At 31.8% G+C, this 18710-nt stretch carries 15 protein-coding genes; 14 read left to right on the top strand and 1 reads right to left on the bottom strand.

Annotated elements, in window-relative coordinates:
• Positions 1-252 precede the first annotated feature (252 nt).
• The 10 genes from opp3b (at position 253) to LQ677_RS02645 (ending at position 12911) form a co-directional block, all read left to right on the top strand.
• Positions 253-1179 carry an oligopeptide ABC transporter permease gene (gene opp3b / locus LQ677_RS02690; RefSeq protein ID WP_025905684.1) on the top strand — a complete coding sequence of 309 codons (927 nt, stop codon included), beginning with the start codon at positions 253-255 and terminating at the stop codon, positions 1177-1179.
• Positions 1179-2249 (top strand): oligopeptide ABC transporter permease, encoded by a 1071-nt coding sequence (opp3C, locus tag LQ677_RS02685; RefSeq protein ID WP_037588872.1) that lies wholly within the window; start codon positions 1179-1181, stop codon positions 2247-2249. Before opp3b ends, opp3C begins: the two co-directional genes overlap by 1 nt.
• A gap of 14 nt (positions 2250-2263) precedes the next feature.
• Positions 2264-3337 (top strand): ABC transporter ATP-binding protein, encoded by a 1074-nt coding sequence (locus tag LQ677_RS02680; RefSeq protein WP_037588873.1) that lies wholly within the window; start codon positions 2264-2266, stop codon positions 3335-3337.
• Complete coding sequence (locus LQ677_RS02675) at positions 3337-4302, top strand: ABC transporter ATP-binding protein (RefSeq protein WP_025905681.1); 966 nt, start codon at positions 3337-3339, stop codon at positions 4300-4302. The genes LQ677_RS02680 and LQ677_RS02675 overlap by 1 nt, the downstream gene beginning before the upstream one ends.
• A gap of 147 nt (positions 4303-4449) precedes the next feature.
• Complete coding sequence (locus tag LQ677_RS02670; RefSeq protein ID WP_037588875.1) at positions 4450-6120, top strand: peptide ABC transporter substrate-binding protein; 1671 nt, start codon at positions 4450-4452, stop codon at positions 6118-6120.
• Between the two features lie 89 nt (positions 6121-6209).
• Entirely contained in the window at positions 6210-7865 is a 1656-nt protein-coding gene (locus LQ677_RS02665) for a peptide ABC transporter substrate-binding protein (RefSeq protein WP_239748072.1), read from the top strand.
• A 162-nt stretch (positions 7866-8027) separates the two neighbouring features.
• Positions 8028-8738 carry a hypothetical protein gene (locus tag LQ677_RS02660; RefSeq protein WP_239748071.1) on the top strand — a complete coding sequence of 237 codons (711 nt, stop codon included), beginning with the start codon at positions 8028-8030 and terminating at the stop codon, positions 8736-8738.
• An 11-nt stretch (positions 8739-8749) separates the two neighbouring features.
• On the top strand, positions 8750-9463 hold the full coding sequence (locus LQ677_RS02655) for an ATP-binding cassette domain-containing protein (RefSeq protein WP_239748070.1): 714 nt from the start codon (positions 8750-8752) through the stop codon (positions 9461-9463).
• Positions 9464-9603: 140 nt separating this feature from the next.
• Positions 9604-11244: a peptide ABC transporter substrate-binding protein gene (locus tag LQ677_RS02650; protein ID WP_037588879.1), complete on the top strand. Its 1641-nt coding sequence runs from the start codon at positions 9604-9606 to the stop codon at positions 11242-11244.
• Between the two features lie 44 nt (positions 11245-11288).
• A complete protein-coding gene (locus LQ677_RS02645; protein WP_025905675.1) occupies positions 11289-12911 on the top strand; it encodes a peptide ABC transporter substrate-binding protein in 1623 nt (540 codons plus the stop codon).
• Positions 12912-13185: 274 nt separating this feature from the next.
• Here the strand turns inward: LQ677_RS02645 and trpS are convergent, their stop codons facing one another.
• Positions 13186-14181: a tryptophan--tRNA ligase gene (gene trpS / locus LQ677_RS02640; RefSeq protein WP_037588881.1), complete on the bottom strand. Its 996-nt coding sequence runs from the start codon at positions 14179-14181 to the stop codon at positions 13186-13188.
• 334 nt (positions 14182-14515) lie between these two features.
• Between trpS and spxA the strand changes: the two genes are divergently transcribed.
• From spxA to pepF, 4 genes are all read left to right on the top strand, one after another.
• The gene (gene spxA, locus LQ677_RS02635; protein WP_025905673.1) at positions 14516-14911 is read left to right on the top strand and encodes a transcriptional regulator SpxA; all 396 of its coding nucleotides are present in this window, start codon (positions 14516-14518) and stop codon (positions 14909-14911) included.
• 151 nt (positions 14912-15062) lie between these two features.
• Positions 15063-15752, top strand: a complete 690-nt coding sequence (gene mecA, locus LQ677_RS02630) for an adaptor protein MecA (RefSeq protein ID WP_025905672.1) — start codon at positions 15063-15065, stop codon at positions 15750-15752.
• Between the two features lie 53 nt (positions 15753-15805).
• A complete protein-coding gene (locus LQ677_RS02625) occupies positions 15806-16795 on the top strand; it encodes a competence protein CoiA (RefSeq protein ID WP_239748069.1) in 990 nt (329 codons plus the stop codon).
• A 41-nt stretch (positions 16796-16836) separates the two neighbouring features.
• A complete protein-coding gene (gene pepF / locus LQ677_RS02620; protein ID WP_239748068.1) occupies positions 16837-18642 on the top strand; it encodes an oligoendopeptidase F in 1806 nt (601 codons plus the stop codon).
• Positions 18643-18710 lie beyond the last annotated feature (68 nt).

Raw genomic sequence — 18710 nt, 5'->3', positions numbered from 1 at the left:
TAGTAAATGACTGAAAATTAGAAAAAATAGGTAATTAGTAAACATTTGTTGTATATTTATGCTAATAAAGTGTATATCGATATCGCGTTGTCGCTTTATCGTAATAAAATAATCTACTATTTTGAACACTTTCATATTCAAAATTCTGAATATTCGTGTTGATTTACATTGTATAAATTCTGTATAATGTATATAAATATTTCTGAATATTAAAAGAAATATGAATTCGATAAGGGGATTGGAGGCAAAACAATGGTTAGATATACTTTGAAACGTATTATTTATATGTTCATATCATTGTTTTTAATTATGACGATAACATTTTTCTTAATGAAATTGTTACCGGGTTCACCGTACAACGATGAGAAATTATCAGAAGAGCAGAAGGTTATTATAAATGAAAAGTATGGTCTGAATGATCCTGTACCAGTACAATACGCGAACTATTTAAAAAATGTCGCGAAAGGTGATTTTGGTATTTCATTCCAATACGATAACAGAGAGGTTTGGAGTTTAATTAAACCTAGACTTGGACCATCTGTAGAAATGGGTACATATGCGATGATTTTAGGAACTATTACTGGTTTATTATTAGGTATAGTTGCTGCAATCAGGCAAAACACAATAGTAGACTATGGGGCTACCTTCCTATCGGTGATATTTATTTCAGTTCCATCATTCGTTCTAGCTGTACTACTACAATATGTATTTGCTGTTGAATGGCAAATCTTCCCTGTAGCAGGTTGGAGTGGATTTATGACTGCTGTATTACCATCAATTGCGTTAGCAGCAGGTGTAACAGCAACAATTGCTCGTTATATTCGTTCTGAAATGATTGAGGTCCTAAGTTCTGATTACATAGAATTAGCAAGAGCTAAGGGGATGTCAAGTGCACGTGTTATCTTTGGACATGCAGTACGTAATGGATTAATTCCAATCATTACGATTATCGTTCCAATGTTAGCAGGTATCTTAACAGGTACTTTGACAATTGAAAATATATTCGGCGTTCCTGGTCTAGGTGACCAATTCGTTCGATCAATTCAAACAAATGACTATCCTGTCATTATGGCTTTAACATTACTATTCAGTTTCTTATTTATTATTTCAATCTTTTTAGTTGATGTACTTTACGGATTAGTAGATCCAAGAATCCGTGTTGAAGGAGGTAAAAAATAATGGCTAATAATGATGATAACAAGTTAAATAATAGCGGTTATGATAACGCCTCTGTTACACACTCAACACAAGGTATGCCAGCAGAAAGCTTCGTATTACATGGTAGAGATAAAGTAGTAGAAGAAAAATTCGAAAGAAAAAGTCGTACATTCTGGCAAGATGCTTGGAAACAACTTGTAGGGAATAGACTAGCGATTGTTGGTTTAATATTCCTTATCTTACTGACAGTTATTTCTTTAGTAGGACCATTAATGAATGATCATAAATTTAGTGATCAAAACGTTTCACATGCGAACTTACCACCGAAAATTCCAGTATTAGATAAAGTTCCGTTCTTACCATTTGATGGTACAGATAGAGATGGTTTTGACTTATATGAAAGTCAAAACGTTCAAGAAAATTACTGGTTCGGTACAGATGAACTTGGACGTGACTTATGGACACGTACTTGGAGAGGTACACAAGTATCCTTATTCATCGGTCTTGTAGCAGCAGCTCTAGATATCTTTATCGGTGTCATTTACGGTGCTGTATCAGGTTACTTCGGAGGAAGAATAGATGATATTTTACAACGTATTGTAGAAATACTTTCTTCTATTCCAAACTTAATCGTCGTAATTTTATTCGTATTACTATTTGATCCATCTATATGGACAATTATTTTAGCCATGTCTGTAACAGGTTGGCTCGGTATGAGTCGTATTGTACGTGGACAATTCTTGAAAATTAAAGAACAAGAATTCGTAATGGCATCTAGAACATTAGGGGTTTCTAACTTTAAATTAATCTTTAAACATATTTTACCGAATACACTTGGCCCAATTATTGTAACGTCTATGTTTACAGTTCCAAGTGCAATTTTCTTCGAAGCATTCTTAAGCTTCATTGGATTAGGTATTCCAGCACCACAAGCATCACTAGGTTCATTAGTTGATACAGGTAGAAAAATGTTGCTGATTTACCCACATGAATTATTCGTACCAGCAACAGTATTAAGTTTATTAATCTTATTCTTCTACTTATTCAGTGATGGTTTAAGAGATGCGTTTGACCCTAAAATGCGTAAATAAGGAGGAAATTAATTATGGCTAAGAGAATATTAGAAGTAAATAACTTACATGTTTCCTTCGACATTGACGCGGGGGAAGTACAAGCAGTAAGAGGTGTAGACTTTTATTTAGATAAAGGGGAAACACTTGCAATAGTTGGTGAATCAGGTTCAGGTAAATCTGTTACGACTAAAGCATTAACACGTTTATTGCCTAGAAAAGTAGGTAGAATTAAAGACGGTTCTATCTTATTTGACGGGAAAGATATTGCAAAATTAAGCGAAAAAGAAATGCAGAAGATTCGTGGTAAAGAGATTGGTATGATATTCCAAGATCCTATGACTTCACTCAATCCAACAATGAAAATTGGTAAGCAAGTTATGGAACCACTTATTAAGCATCAAAAATTATCTAAACAAGATGCAAAAAAACGCGCATTAGATATTTTAAATTTAGTAGGTTTACCGAAAGCAAAAGAAAGGTTTAATAACTATCCTCACCAATTCTCAGGTGGTCAAAGACAAAGGATTGTTATTGCGACAGCATTAGCTTGTGACCCTAAAATCTTAATTGCGGATGAACCTACAACAGCATTAGATGTAACGATTCAAGCACAAATCTTAGAATTGATGAAAGAATTACAACATAAAATAGATACTTCTATTATCTTTATTACACATGACTTAGGTGTGGTAGCAAACGTGGCAGATAGAGTAGCAGTTATGTATGGTGGACAAATAGTAGAAACAGGTTCTGTTGATGAAATTTTCTATAATCCTAAACATCCATACACATGGGGCTTACTATCATCAATGCCAAGTTTAGAAACATCTCATGAAACAGAGCTTTTGGCTATACCTGGTACACCACCAGATTTAATCAAGCCACCTGTTGGAGATGCTTTTGCTAGACGTAGTGAATATGCCTTAGATATTGACTTTAAGGAAGAGCCACCTTGGTTCCAAATTTCACCTACACACTTTGTGAAGTCATGGTTGTTAGATGAAAGAGCACCTAAAGTAGAATTACCAGAAGCTGTTAAATTAAAACAAAAAGCAACACCAGATCAATTTGACAAGCCAAAACGTGTAGAAAGGGTGACGTTCTAATGGCTGATAAAAAAGAAGTACTGATTGATGTTCAAAATTTAAAGCAATATTTCAACGTAGGTAAGAAAAACGAGGTAAGAGCAGTAGATGATATCTCATTTCAAATATTTAAAGGTGAAACATTAGGTTTAGTTGGTGAGTCTGGTTGTGGTAAATCCACAACGGGACGCACACTTATTAAACTATATGATGCAACTGACGGAAAAGTCATCTTTGATAACGTTGATATACAAAATATCAAAAAGCGTAAAGACTTATTACGATTTAATCGTCGTATGCAAATGATTTTCCAAGATCCATATGCATCGTTAAATCCACGTCTTAAAGTTATGGATATTATTGCTGAAGGTTTAGATGTTCACAAACTCGTTTCAAGTAAAGAAGAAAGAAAAAAACGTGTTTACGAATTACTTGAAACAGTTGGTTTAAATAAAGAGCATGCGAATAGATATCCACATGAGTTCTCTGGTGGACAAAGACAAAGGTTAGGAATTGCGCGTGCACTAGCTGTTGAACCAGAATTCATTATTGCAGATGAACCTATCTCTGCACTTGACGTTTCGATTCAAGCACAAGTTGTTAACTTAATGCAAAAGCTACAAGATGAAAAAGGCATTACGTTCTTATTCATCGCGCATGATTTATCAATGGTTAAATATATTTCAGATAGAATCGGTGTAATGTACTTTGGTAAATTGGTTGAACTTGGACCATCTGACCAAATTTATAAGCATCCTCAACATGAATATACTAAATCATTGTTATCAGCGATTCCATTACCAGATCCTGATTCTGAACGAACAAGAACAAGATCTTCATATAATCCAGATATACATAAATATGAAGACGACGACAAACTAGAATTAAGAGAAGTAGGTCCGGATCACTTTGTATATTGTTCTGAAAAAGAATTTGCTGAGAAGAAGGCCAACTATAATAAAGACTTTGATTTAACAGAAGCATAAATTATAGTTTTTTAATCTAGGTTTATCGTATTTTAACAATTGTTTGAAAATTGTGTGAATTTTTGTTGTTATTCATGCATTTTTAAAATATAATTATAATAACTCTTCTGGTTACACAGGAGAAAGAAAACAAGGGGGAAAAGCTATATGAGGAAGAAGATTTCGGTTTTATTGTCAATACTCGTTGCAGCTGTTTTAACGTTAGCAGCATGTAGTGGTGGCGGTTCTAAAAGTGACGAAGGTGGTAAAGGCGGCGTTAAGAGCGAAAAATCTGAAAACGTCTTAAACTTATCTTCATCATCAGATATTCCAACTATGGATTCATCTTTAGCAACAGACCAAGTATCATTCTTTACGTTTAACCAAACTTTAGAAGGATTATATGTTTTAGATAAAGATGATAATCCTGCACCAGGTGTTGCAAAAGCAGATCCTGAAAAATCTGCAGACGGTAAAACTTGGACTATCAAATTAAGAGACAATGCAAAATGGTCAAATGGTGATCCAGTAACAGCACATGACTTCGTTTATGCTTGGCAAAGAACTGTTGATCCAGACACAGCTGCAGAATATGCATACATGTTTGAAAACATCGAAAACGCTAAAGACATCACTGCAGGTAAGAAAAAACCTGAAGAATTAGGTGTTAAAGCAATCGATGATCATACTTTAGAAGTTAAATTAATTAAAGACGTTCCTTGGATGCAAAGTCTATTTGCTTTCGGTTCATTCATGCCTCAAAACGAAAAATTCGTTGAGAAGCAAGGTAAGAAATTCGGGACTACTGCAGATGCTACATTATCAAACGGTCCATTTATCATGAAAGAATGGAAAACTGAAGATAACTGGAAGCTTGTACCAAACAAAGAATATTGGGATAAAGACAAAGTTAAACTTAAAGAAGTTAACTATAAAGTTGTAAAAGAAGTACAAACAGCTATTAACATGTACCAAACTGGTAAATTAGATACTGTTGGATTAGATGCTTCAAACGTTACAAAATACAAAGATAGAGAAGACTTCTCTACTCAATTAAACTCTTCTAACTATTTCTTTAGAATTAACAAAACTAAGAATAAAGATTTAGCAAATGAAGATTTAAGAAAAGCATTCGCAAAATCTATTGATAAAGAACAATATGTTAAATCATTATTAAACAATGGTTCTGTTCCTTCAGATAAATTAATGGTTAAAGATTTCGTTAAAGATGAAGACGGTAAAGACTACATCGATGGCGTTAAATCTCCATTAAATTATGACAAAGAAGAAGCTAAGAAATTATTAGAAAAAGCTAAAAAAGCAACTGGTAAAGATAAATTCAACATCGAGTTATTAACATATGATGCTGATGAATCTAAAAAAGCAGCTGAGTTCGTTAAAGAACAAGTTGAGAAAAACTTACCAGGTGTAACATTAAAAATTAAACAACAACCTTTCAAACAAAAATTAGCATTAGAATCTAAAGGCGATTATGACATTTCATTTGCTGGTTGGGGTCCTGACTATCCAGACTCAACTACATTCTTAGATTTATTTAAGAAAAATAGTCCACATAACCAAACAGGATATTCAAATGATGAGTACGATAAAGCATTAGAAGAAGCTAATTCTGATGAAATGTTAAAAGATGAAAATAGTGAAAAACGTACTAAATTATTACAAGATGCTGAAACTAAATTCTTAGACTCAGCTTCAATTGGGCCACTTTACCAACAAGGTGTTGCACGTTTACGTCAACCATACGTTAAAAACTGGCAACCACATAAATTCGGTGGTGACTACTCACTTAAAGAAGTAGAAATCGCTGGAGCTAAATAAAAGTGAATGAAAGCAATCAATGGAAACATTGATTGCTTTTCTTTATATATTCAAGATGTTTGACACAATAATGAGGAGGCGCATTAAAAATGAAAAAGTATAAAGTCATATTTATGATAGTTGTCTCATTGATGCTTATTATGTCAGCGTGTAGTAATGATAAAGATGAAAAAGGCAGTAATATTAAACAATCCAAATCTAAAAATGAGCTTAATTTATCATCAGGGGATGATATACCAACTATGGATCCATCATTAGCAGCTGACCAAGTATCATTTACAACTTTTGCACAAACGTTAGAAGGCTTATATGTATTAGACAAGAATGACAAACCTATACCAGGTGTTGCAAAAGATGAACCTAAAAAGTCTAGTGATGGGAAAACATGGACAATTGAATTAAGAGATAACGCAAAATGGTCTAACGGGGACCCAGTAACTGCACATGATTTTGTATATGCATGGCAAAGATCAGTGGATCCAGATACAGCTGCAGAATTTGCATATATGTTTGAAAATATAGAGAATGCAAAAGACATTACGCAAGGTGATAAAAAGCCAGAAGAATTAGGTGTTAAAGCGATTGATGATCACACGCTTCAAATTAAACTCATTAAAGATGTGCCTTGGATGGAAAGTTTATTAGCATTCGGTTCATACATGCCTCAAAATGAAAAGTTTGTTAAAAAGCAAGGTGACAAATTTGGAACAACAGCTAAGACCACATTATCTAATGGACCATATAAATTAACAGAGTGGAAACCAGAAGATAAATGGAAGCTTGAAAAGAACGATGAATATTGGGATAAAGATAAAGTCAAAGTTCAAGACGTGAACGTTAAAGTAGTTAAAAATACGCAAACAGCCATTAATATGTATCAAACAGGTAAGTTAGACATGGTTGGTTTAGATGCGCAAAACATAAAAAAATATAAAGACAGAGAAGATTTTTCTACTGAAGCAACATCAGGAAGTTACTTCTTCAGAATTAATAAAGAGAAAAATGAGAACTTAAAAAATGAAGATTTAAGAAAAGCAATTGCGAAATCAATCGATAAGAAATCATATGTGAATTCGTTGTTGAATAATGGATCTAAACCATTAGATACATTAATGATTAAAGACTTTGTGAAAGATAGCGATGATAAAGATTATACAGAAGGTGTGAAATCGTCACTGAGCTATAATAAAAAAGAAGCAAAAGAACATCTAGAACAAGCGAAAAAAGACTTAGATAAAGATAAATTTACAATTGAATTGCTAACGTATGATGAAGATGAATCTAAAAAAGCAGGAGAATTTGTTAAAGAACAAGTAGAGAAAAATTTACCTGGTGTAACATTAAAAATTAAACAACAACCATTTAAACAAAAACTCGCACTTGAGTCTAAAAAAGACTTTGATATTTCATTTGCAGGTTGGTTCCCAGATTATCCAGATCCAACAACATTCTTAGATTTATTTACATCAGATTCTCCGCATAACCAAACAGGATATGCTAACAAAACGTATGATAAAGCGTTAGAAGAAGCCAATTCAGATGAAATGTTGAAACCAGAAAATAGCGATAAACGTATTAAAGCATTACAAGATGCAGAATCAGAATTTTTAGATTCAGCATCCATATCTCCATTATTCCAAACAGGGTCTGCACGATTGAGACAACCATATATTAAAAATTGGCAAAACCATAAATACGGTGGAGATTACACATTAAAAGGTGTCGAAATAGAAGGCGCTAAATAAATTAATTTAATAGGGATATAAAAACCATTTGTGTATGGATTTTATATCCCTATTTATTTTGTAAATTTTTAACACTTTATTGATACTGAAATAGACTTTATATATAATTAAACTAAATAAAGTCAGAAAATTCACGCTTTTAAAAGCTGATTGGAGGGAACTATGAATCAACTTAATTCTTTTCTTGTATTTAATTTAAAATCGATATTGAAAGATAGGATTACTTTAGTTTGGACGCTAATTTTTCCGATTCTAATGATTATCATTAATTTTTCAGTTTATCAAAATAGTGTCAAGACTATTGAAGATAAGGAAATATTATTAGTTCAATTTTGGTCATTTATGACAATCCTGATATTACTTAATGGCATTGCAGTTGAAATTGCAAATATTAGAGAAGTTGGCGCACTGAAAAGTTATGTTATGTTGGCAGGATCCAAGTATCCATTTATATTGGCAATATTAGTATCTCAAATCTTAATTTTATCTATAAGCATAAGTGTTATATCCATTCTATTTATGGCTTTATTTAAACTCTTTAGTTTGAAAATTTTATTATATGCCTTTATTTATATACTTTTAATCATTCCTATATCATTTATATTCTTAGTAGTAACGTCATTGCCTTTTAAAGCAAGTTCTATCGCTACTATTTCAACGATACTTTCAATTGCATTATTTTACATTGTCAATATGCAACTCTTTGGATTGGAATGGATTAATCCGTTACATTTCCTTTATAAATTAGGGGATTTGATTGTTCTTGGTTTTAATCATTTTAGCATGATGATTCCTATAATCTACGTACTTTATGTCGTAATTGGTTTATATGCACTTTTAAAATTAGATATTAATTCTAAAATTATTAGATAAGGATGAGTTACATGTACTATGTAAAAAATTTAAAATATACATACAAAAATAGTGATAAAGCTGTACTTTCAAATATTTCGTTTGATCTAAAACGAGACAGATTAAATGTATTAATAGGTATGAATGGAGCTGGTAAAACAACTTTATTCGATTGTATAACGAATCATTTAAAAGCAGAATGCGATGAAATCAATATGCCGAAATTGAATGATATTTCATTTCTTACACAATATAATTATTACGCACCAAATAATACTGGAGAAGACCTTATAAAATTATTTTTAGGCATTATTCCTAAGGATGAAAAAAAGAAGTTCAAAGATCGTTTTTATAATAGTTTATCCAACATCGAAAAAGAGAAATATGATCATTTATTAAAAATGAAAATTGGGAAAATGTCATTTGGAGAAACTAAATGGCTGTTAACAGTGATTTTTTCAAACTTGGATAGAAAGCTGTTTTTATTTGACGAACCGACGAGTGGTGTTGATCCAGTATCTAGGAAAATGATAATGGAAAAATTACAGTCATTAATACATAAAGGTAAAATTTGTCTATTAGCCACTCATCAATTACAAGATTTAGCTCATTTAAATCCACATATCATATTTATAGATCATGGAGAAATCCTATATGAAGGAAACTATGATAAGTGGTTAGAATTAAATCATACTCAAAATCCAGATGTGGCTTTTGAAAATACTATAGGTATAAATAAATACTAGTTTTCCTCTTAATTTTAATTTGTAAAATATTATTGCTGTCAACTTGATAACTTATGTTGCGACATAAACAAATTAACATTATAATTGAAGAAAGTTCAGAAATGACTGAATTTTCAAAAATTGAATAAGGGGAAATGTTTATGAAAAACAAACATGCAAGGTGGAGTTTTTTAGTTTTTCTGTCGATAATTTTACTTTTATCGGCATGTAGTGGTGGAAACGGAAAGGATAAAAGTGGTGGTTCTGCAGGGGATGGCAAAAAGTTACGATTAATTTCTATTTCGGATATTCCATCAATGGATTCATCTTTAGCAACTGATGCTGTGTCTTTTGATGCATTAAATAATACGATGGAAGGGTTGTATAAGTTAGATAAAAATGACAAAGCGATTCCGGGTATTGCAAAGGGTGATCCTAAAAAGTCTAAAGACGGTTTGACTTGGACGATTGAATTAAGAGATGCAAAGTGGTCGAATGGAGATGAAGTTACTGCGCATGATTTCGTATATGCTTGGCGTAAATTAGTTGATCCAAAGACTGCTTCTGAATATGCATTTATTATGTTTGATATTGAAAATGCCGAAGATATTAACAAAGGTGACAAGAAGCCTGAAGAATTAGGTGTTAAAGCGATTGATGATAAGACATTAGAAATTAAACTTAATCGTGAATTACCTTATTACCAAGAATTATTGTCATTCGGTTCATTTTTACCGCAAAATGAAAAATTCGTAAAAGAAAAAGGCGATAAATACGGTACAACTGCTGAAGATACACTATACAATGGACCATTTACGTTATCTGACTGGAAGACAGAAGATAATTATACTTTAACTAAGAACAAAGAATATTGGGATAAAGGTAATGTGAAATTAGACAGTGTGAATTTTAAAGTTGTTAAAGAGCCTCAAACAGCTCTAAACATGTATAATGCAGGGGATGTAGATGAAGCACTTATCCCAGCAGAAAATGTTAAGAAATATGAAAAAGATAAAGCTTATAATACAGAACTTGAATCAAGAGTTTACTTTATGAGAATGAATCAAAAAGATGTACCTGAATTCAAAAATAAAGATTTAAGAATGGCAATCGCGCAATCAATTGATAGAGAGCAATATGTTAAGAGTAATTTAAACAATGGTTCTAAAGCAGCAAACTCATTAGTACCTACAGAATTTGTAAAGGATACTAAAGGAGAAGACTATACTAAAGGTGTTAAAACAGATAATAAATTCAATAAAGCAGAAGCTAAGAAACATTTAGAAGCTGCTAAGAAAGAACTTGGTAAAGATGAATTTACTTTTGAATTATTAACATATGACCAAGACAACGCTAAAAAAGATGCTGAATACTTTAAAGAGCAAATTGAGCAAAACTTACCAGGCGTGACAATTAAAGTTAAACAACAGCCTTACAAGCAAAAATTAAAACTAGAAGCGAACATGGATTATCAAATTTCATTCGGTAGATGGGGTCCTGATTACCCAGATGCTATGACATTCTTAGAATTATTTACAAGCGATAATGTGATGAATGAAACTGGTTGGAAAAACAAAGAATATGATAGCAAAATTAACGATGCGGGAGATAAATTGTTAGATAAAGAACAAGAACGTGTTGAAGCTATGCAAGATGCTGAATCATTATTGTTAGATGAAGCGGTTATTGTGCCTATTTATCAACAAGGGAATGCAAGATTAACGCAAAGTTATGTGAAAGATATTGAAAGACATAAGTTTGGTGGAGATACAGATTTAAAACATGCTTATGTTCAAAAGTAACAAATCGGTAGTTTAACTAAATATAAACTTAGGGGATGAGTTACATGTCGAAAATATTTAAAGTTTTAACAATGATGTTGGCAGCTGTACTCGTATTGAGTGCATGTTCATCGGGTGGCGGAAGTAAAGGCAAGAGTGACGAAACATTAGATTTACAAATCAATGGTGATATACCCACGATGGATTCAGCTATGGCAACAGATGGTTTATCATTTGATATGTTCTTCCAAACAATGGAAGGTCTCTACACATTAGATAAAGATGATAAAGCAATACCAGCAGTAGCAAAAGGTGATCCGAAAATTACTAACGATGGTAAGAAGTGGACGATTAAATTAAGAGATGATGCAAAATGGTCAAATGGGGATCCAGTAACGGCACATGATTTTGTCTTTGCTTGGAGAAAAGTTGTAGACCCAGATACTGCATCTGAATATGCATATATCTTATACGATATTAAAAATGCAGAAGAAATTAATTCAGGTGACAAAAAGCCTGAAGAACTTGGTGTTAAAGCCGTAGATGATCATACATTAGAATTTGAACTAACGAAATCATTACCATACTATAAAGAATTATTGTCATTCGGTACATTTATGCCACAAAATGAAAAATTCGTTAAAAAACAAGGTGACAAGTATGGTACAACTGTCAAAACAACTTTATATAATGGACCATTCAAAATGACTGAATGGAAAACAGATGATAAAGTTACGTTAGAAAAAAATGATGATTACTGGGATAAAGATAAAGTTAAATTAAACAAAGTAAACTACAAAGTCGTTAAAGAAGCTTCAACAGCTGTAAACTTATATGAAACGAATAAATTAGATATTGTAGATTTACCAGCAGAACAAGTTAAGAAATATAAAGATGATAAAGCATTTAATACAGAATTAGATACTGTAACGTATTACTTCAAATTAAATGAAGATACAGTACCTGAATTCAAGAATGAAGACTTTAGATTAGCATTTGCTAAAGCAATTGATAAAGAAGCATACGTGAAAAATAACTTGAATAACGGATCTATTCCAACAGATAACTTTGTACCGAAAGACTTTGTTAAAGACAGTAAAGGTAAAGAATATCAAGATGGCGTGAAAAATACGAACCAATATAATGTTAAAGAAGCAAAAGAACATTATGAAAAAGCTAAAAAAGCATTAGGTAAAGACAAATTTACAATTGAGCTGATGACTTATGATAAAGACACAGCTAAACGAGATGCTGAATACTTTAAAGAACAATTAGAGAAAAATTTAGATGGAGTTACAATTAAAATTAAACAACAACCATTTAAACAAAAACTTGATCTTGTTTCAAAAGGTGAATATGAAATGTCACTAGAAAACTGGATTCCAGACTATCCAGATCCAATGACATTCTTAGAACTTTATGTAACAGACGGTTCTCATAATAATACTGGCTGGTCTAATAAAGAGTATGACAGTATTATTAAAGCAGCAGACTCATCATTAGCAAGCGACCCTGACAAACGACTTTCAGAATTACAAAGAGCTGAAGGTATGTTATTAAATGAAGCGGGTATTGTACCACTTTATCAAGTCGGTGTAGCACAACTTCAAAAACCTAACGTTAAAAATGTAGTGAACCACCAATTCGGAGGCGTTTCTACATTAAAAGAAGCTTATATTGAAAAATAGACATTAAAGAAGCAGTAGAAATTCACTTAAATGTGAGTTTCTACTGCTTTTTATAGGTTGGAGATGAAATTGGTAGTTGGGCACGCACGAAGACTGAGAGATATCGTGCGCTAAGGTACAAAATAGGGGTGAAACGCACGAAGACTAAGAGATATCGTGCGCTAAGGTACAAAATCAGGGTGAAACGCACGAAGACTGAGAAATATCGTGCGTTATGATAACCAAATATAATCTAGCATAAAAAAGAGATGGTCAAGACCATCTCTTTTTATAATTATTTTCTTTTTCTTCCTAATCCTATAGCGTTTTCCATCTTTTTCAATGTTTTGTTGGCTACGAAACTTGCTTTATCTCTACCTTTATCAAGTATTTCATCTAATACTTCTTTGTTTTCATAATAATAATTGAATTTTTCTTGGAATTCTACAAGGAATTTCTTAACTTCTTCAGCTAAGTCTCCTTTGAAATCGCCATATCCTTTATCAGCATATTGTGCTTCTAATTCTTCAATTGATTGTCCTGATAGGCTAGAGTATATAACGAGCAAGTTACTGATACCTGGTTTGTTTTCTTTATCATATTTAACGATGCCATCAGAATCTGTAACAGCACTTTTAATTTTCTTAGCTGCAACGTTTGGCTCGTCTAATAATGAGATGAAGTTCTTTTGATTATCATCACTCTTACTCATTTTCTTAGATGGATCTTGTAAGCTCATAATTCTAGCGCCAAACTTAGGCATGTGAATTTCTGGTTTAATTAAAACATCATTATATTTCGTATTAAAGCGATCAACGACATTACGTGTTAATTCAATATGTTGTTTTTGGTCATCGCCGACAGGTACGATATTTGTATTATATAGTACAATATCTGCTGCCATTAATGGTGGATAAGTTAATAGACCTGCTGGAATACCTTGAGATTGTTTTTGTGCTTTATCTTTATATTGCGTCATTCTTTCAAGTTCACCAATTGAACTGATTGTTGTTAAAATCCAACCTGCTTGAATATGTGCTGGTACTTCTGATTGGATGAATAGCGTTACTTTTTCTGGATCTAATCCAGATGCTAAGTAAATCGCAGCTAATTTACGTGTGTTTTCTCTTAATTTAAGTCTATCTTGAGGTACTGTAATTGCATGCTGATCTACAATGCAAAAAAAGCAGTCATAGTCGTGTTGAATTTCATTAAATTGTTTTAATGCACCAATGTAGTTACCTAAAGTAGGGATACCACTTGGTTGGATACCTGAAAATAAAGTTTCCATTAACCTTGCCTCTTTTCTACAAAATTTCTTTATATCATTATAACAGTATTTTATTCATTTGTAAGTTGTGTTATTCTTGTAATTAGATAAATATGTCGTCATAAACATATTCATCTATAATTTATGTGCTTTTTAATGAATTATTAGCAGTTTCTCATTTAATTTTAATCTTTGAGTTATATAATATATTTATAGCAATTAGATAAAGATTAAACCAAGTGAGCAATATATGTTTAACCTAGTAAGATATAGGGTATATATAATTAAGTGTATTTTATCTTATAAGTTCACTGACGTTTAACATAAATAATATTCAATTAGGAGAGTGAGATGTATGGTAACATTATTTACTTCACCAAGTTGCACATCTTGCCGTAAAGCGAAAGCATGGTTACAAGAACATGACATTCCGTATACGGAGCGTAATATTTTTTCAGAACACTTAACATTAGATGAAATTAAATCAATCTTAAAGATGACAGAAGATGGAACAGACGAAATTATTTCAACTCGTTCTAAAACATATCAAAAATTAAATGTAGATATCGATGCATTACCTCTACAAGAATTATATACAATTATACAAGACAACCCAGGTTTATTACGTCGACCTATTATTTTAGATGATAAACGTTTACAAGTTGGTTATAACGAAGATGAAATTCGTCGTTTCTTACCAAGAAAAGTGCGTACATTCCAATTAATGGAAGCACAACGTATGGTTGACTAATTTAGTCTAATATTAACATTATAGCTCCTGTTTACAGGGGCTATTTTTGTATATAAAATTAAATGTGAATAGTTCGAACAAATTACTGTTAAAATGTACTTGTTTATAATACAATGAATGTACTATTCCTAGAGTAAGGGAGTGTGACATTATGAGAATAGAACGAATTGATGAAACAACGGTAAAATTATTTATAACTTATCAAGATATCGAAGCAAGAGGTTTCAAACGTGAAGATTTATGGACAAATCGTAAACGTGGCGAAGAATTTTTCTGGTCTATGATGGATGAAATCAATGATGAGGAAGAATTTGTCGTTGAAGGACCATTGTGGATCCAAGTGCATGCATTTGAAAAGGGTGTTGAAGTAACCGTTTCTAAATCTAAAGGTGACGAACTGTTAAATATGACTGACGAAGAATCTAATGAACAATTAGAGTATCAAGTCAATGATTTCTTATCTCAAGCACTCGATTCTGATCAGAATATCGGAGATCTCTTGAATGAAGAGAAAGAAGCTGAAAAGCATTTTGTCCCTAAAGACATAGGCTTACTTGTAAGATTCGAAGAGTTAGAAGATATTATTGAATATGCACATTATAATGAACATAAAGATATTGTATTTACAGACTTATTATACATGTTAGATAACAAATATTATTATTATGTACAATTTGATCAAATAGATAGTGAAGACATTATTAATGACTTCTACGGACAATTACTTGAATATGCAAATCCAACTCAAGTGTCTAAATTATATCTAGATGATTATGCGAAAGTTGTCATGAGTTATAATGTTATGGGTCAAGTGAGAAGATATTTTGAACCTAAAAATTAAATAAGTAATTTTAGCACCTCTTTACGTTTTATATATTAAAGAGGTGTTTTTTTATGTTAATGGGACTTAATCAACATAATCAGTTAATATATGCACAACACGCTAAGGCAAATGAAATATATAGGTGCCCGGATTGTTTATCTGAACTTGTTATCAAGAAAGGGAAACATACTGTTGCGCACTTTGCTCATAAAGTAGATAGTTATTGTTTAAGAAATAGTTATAAGAAAGAATCTCTTGATCACATATCTTCTAAACATCATATTTATGCATGCTTAAATGGGAAAGTTAACATAGATATGGAATATTATATTTCAGAGATAGAACAAATACCTGACATACTGATTAATAACAATACCGTTGTCGAATTTCAATATTCACCTATTAGCTTTGATTTATTAATGGATAGAAGCGAAGGATTTCGAGTAATGGATATGAAAGTAATTTGGATAGGTAAAGAAATTAAATATCAGAATGGAATATTAACTCTCAGTTATTTCGAAGCAGCACTCATTAATCATAGAGAAAGAACACTTATAACTTATAATCCTGATGAGCGACTGTTAATAAGATATGAATGTTTACAATCAATTGATAAACATAGATTTATCGGTTATAGATGTGAAATTCAATGGGAGCATTTATTAGAAGATTACCCTTTAAAGCAAATACCGAATTTAGCGTTAACGGATAGAGCTTATCAAGAATATTTAACTAAATGTAGGAAACAGAAGAATGTATTAGAACCGACGCTATCGTTATTATATAATGCACGCTTAATACATAAGAAGAGACAACCGATTATTGGCATTATTGTACCTGAACAAATATATTTTTTAACACATTGTATAACATGGCAATCATACTTATTTTTAGAAATGAAAAATAAGACATTTACTTTTGAAAAATTTTATCAGTTCATAGAATTTAGATCATTTTATGATTGTCATTACTCTAAGAAAGAAATCCTTTTAAACGCCTTTTACTCATATATTTCAATTGTAAAACGAAAGGCTATTTCACGTGCAAAATGGACTAATTAATGAGAAAATTATAAATATGAAATATTAAGGAGGCTATTAAGATGGCGAAGTTAATTACAAGGGAAGAACAACAAGAACAATATACATGGGACTTAACAACTATCTTTTCTTCTGACGAAGCATATGAAGAAGCTTTTAAAGAGTTAGAAGGCTATTTAGGTAAAGAAGAACAATTCAAAGGTCACTTGAAAGATAGTGCAGAAACATTGTATAAAGCGTTATTACTTGATAGTGAAATTGATGAGAAACTAGGTAAAGTTTATGTTTATGCTCATTTGAAACATGATCAAGACACAGCAAATGATAAATACGCTGGATATGAAGCGAAGGCAGCAACACTTGCTAATAAATTTGCGAGTGCATGGAGCTTTATTTTACCTGAATTAATGTCTATCGATGAAGCAACATTAAATGAATTTGTTGAATCAAACGATGATTTAAAAAGATATCAATTTGATATTGAGAAACTTAATAAGAAAAGACCTCATATATTAAGTGATAAAGAGGAAAAGATTTTAGCTGAAGCAGGGGAAGCATTACAAACACCTAGCAATGTATTTGGTATGTTCAATAATGCTGACTTAACATTTAAACCTGCAGTTGATAAAGATGGTAATGAACACGAACTGACACAAGGTACATATACTAAATTACTAGAATCTGAAGATCGTGTGTTAAGAAAATCTGCTTACGATAATGTATATGAAGCTTATGGAAGTCATAACAATACATTAACAGCAACGTTAAGTGGGAAAGTTAAGACTGCCATATTTAGTTCAAAAGTTCGCAAGTACAACTCAGCACGTGAACAAGCATTATCAAATAACTTTATTCCAGAAGAAGTATACGATAATTTAATTGCGACTGTACATAAGTATTTACCATTGTTACATCGTTATACAGCTTTAAGAAAAGAGTTACTCGGTTTAGATGAAATGCATATGTATGATATGTATACACCTCTTGTTAAAAACTCTTCATTTGAAATGCCATATGAAGAAGCTAAAGACTGGATGGTTAAAGCGTTACAACCTATGGGTCCAACGTACACAGATGTAGTTGAAGAAGGTTTAAATAATAGATGGGTAGACGTTTATGAGAATAAAGGTAAACGCTCTGGTGGTTATTCTTCAGGCGCCCACTTAACAAATCCATTTATTTTACTTAACTGGACAGACTCTATTTCTGATTTATTTACGTTAATTCATGAATTTGGACATTCTGCACATAGTTATTTCAGTAGAAAACATCAACAATCAAATGAAAGTGATTATTCAATCTTTGTAGCAGAAGTTGCTTCAACAACTAATGAAGCGTTATTAAGTGAATATATGGATAAGAACTTAGAAGATCCTGAAAAGCGTAAATATTTATTAAACCAAGAGTTAGAAAGATTTAGAGCAACATTATTTAGACAGACAATGTTCGCTGAATTTGAATATCTTATTCATAAAATTGTAGAAGATGGTGAACCATTAACTGCAGATCGTTTAAACTCTGAGTATGCAGAACTTAATAAAAAATATTTCGGAGATGCTGTTGTGACAGATGAGAACATTGCCAAAGAATGGTCACGTATTCCTCATTTCTATTATAATTTCTATGTTTATCAATATGCTACAGGTTATAGTGCGGCACAAGCATTGAGCAAACAAATATTAGAAGAAGGCGAACCAGCAGTTGAGAGATATATTAATGAATTCTTAAAAGCAGGTAGCTCAGATTATCCGATCGAAGTATTGAAAAAAGCTGGTGTAGATATGACATCTAAACAACCAATAGAAGAGGCAATGGAAGTATTTGAACAGAAACTAAATGCCTTTGAAAAGCTTGTAAAAGAGAAATAAATGTATGTAGACGTTTCCAATATGACAACTGTGTGACAAATTAAAAAAACCGATGTTTTTTGTTGAAT

Source organism: Mammaliicoccus sp. Q-M61, from assembly GCF_022386055.1.
In the GTDB taxonomy this organism is placed as follows: Bacteria; Bacillota; Bacilli; order Staphylococcales; family Staphylococcaceae; genus Mammaliicoccus; species Mammaliicoccus sciuri_A.
Note: the sequence above shows the minus strand (reverse complement) of the source record. Positions and strands in the feature narration are given on the sequence as shown.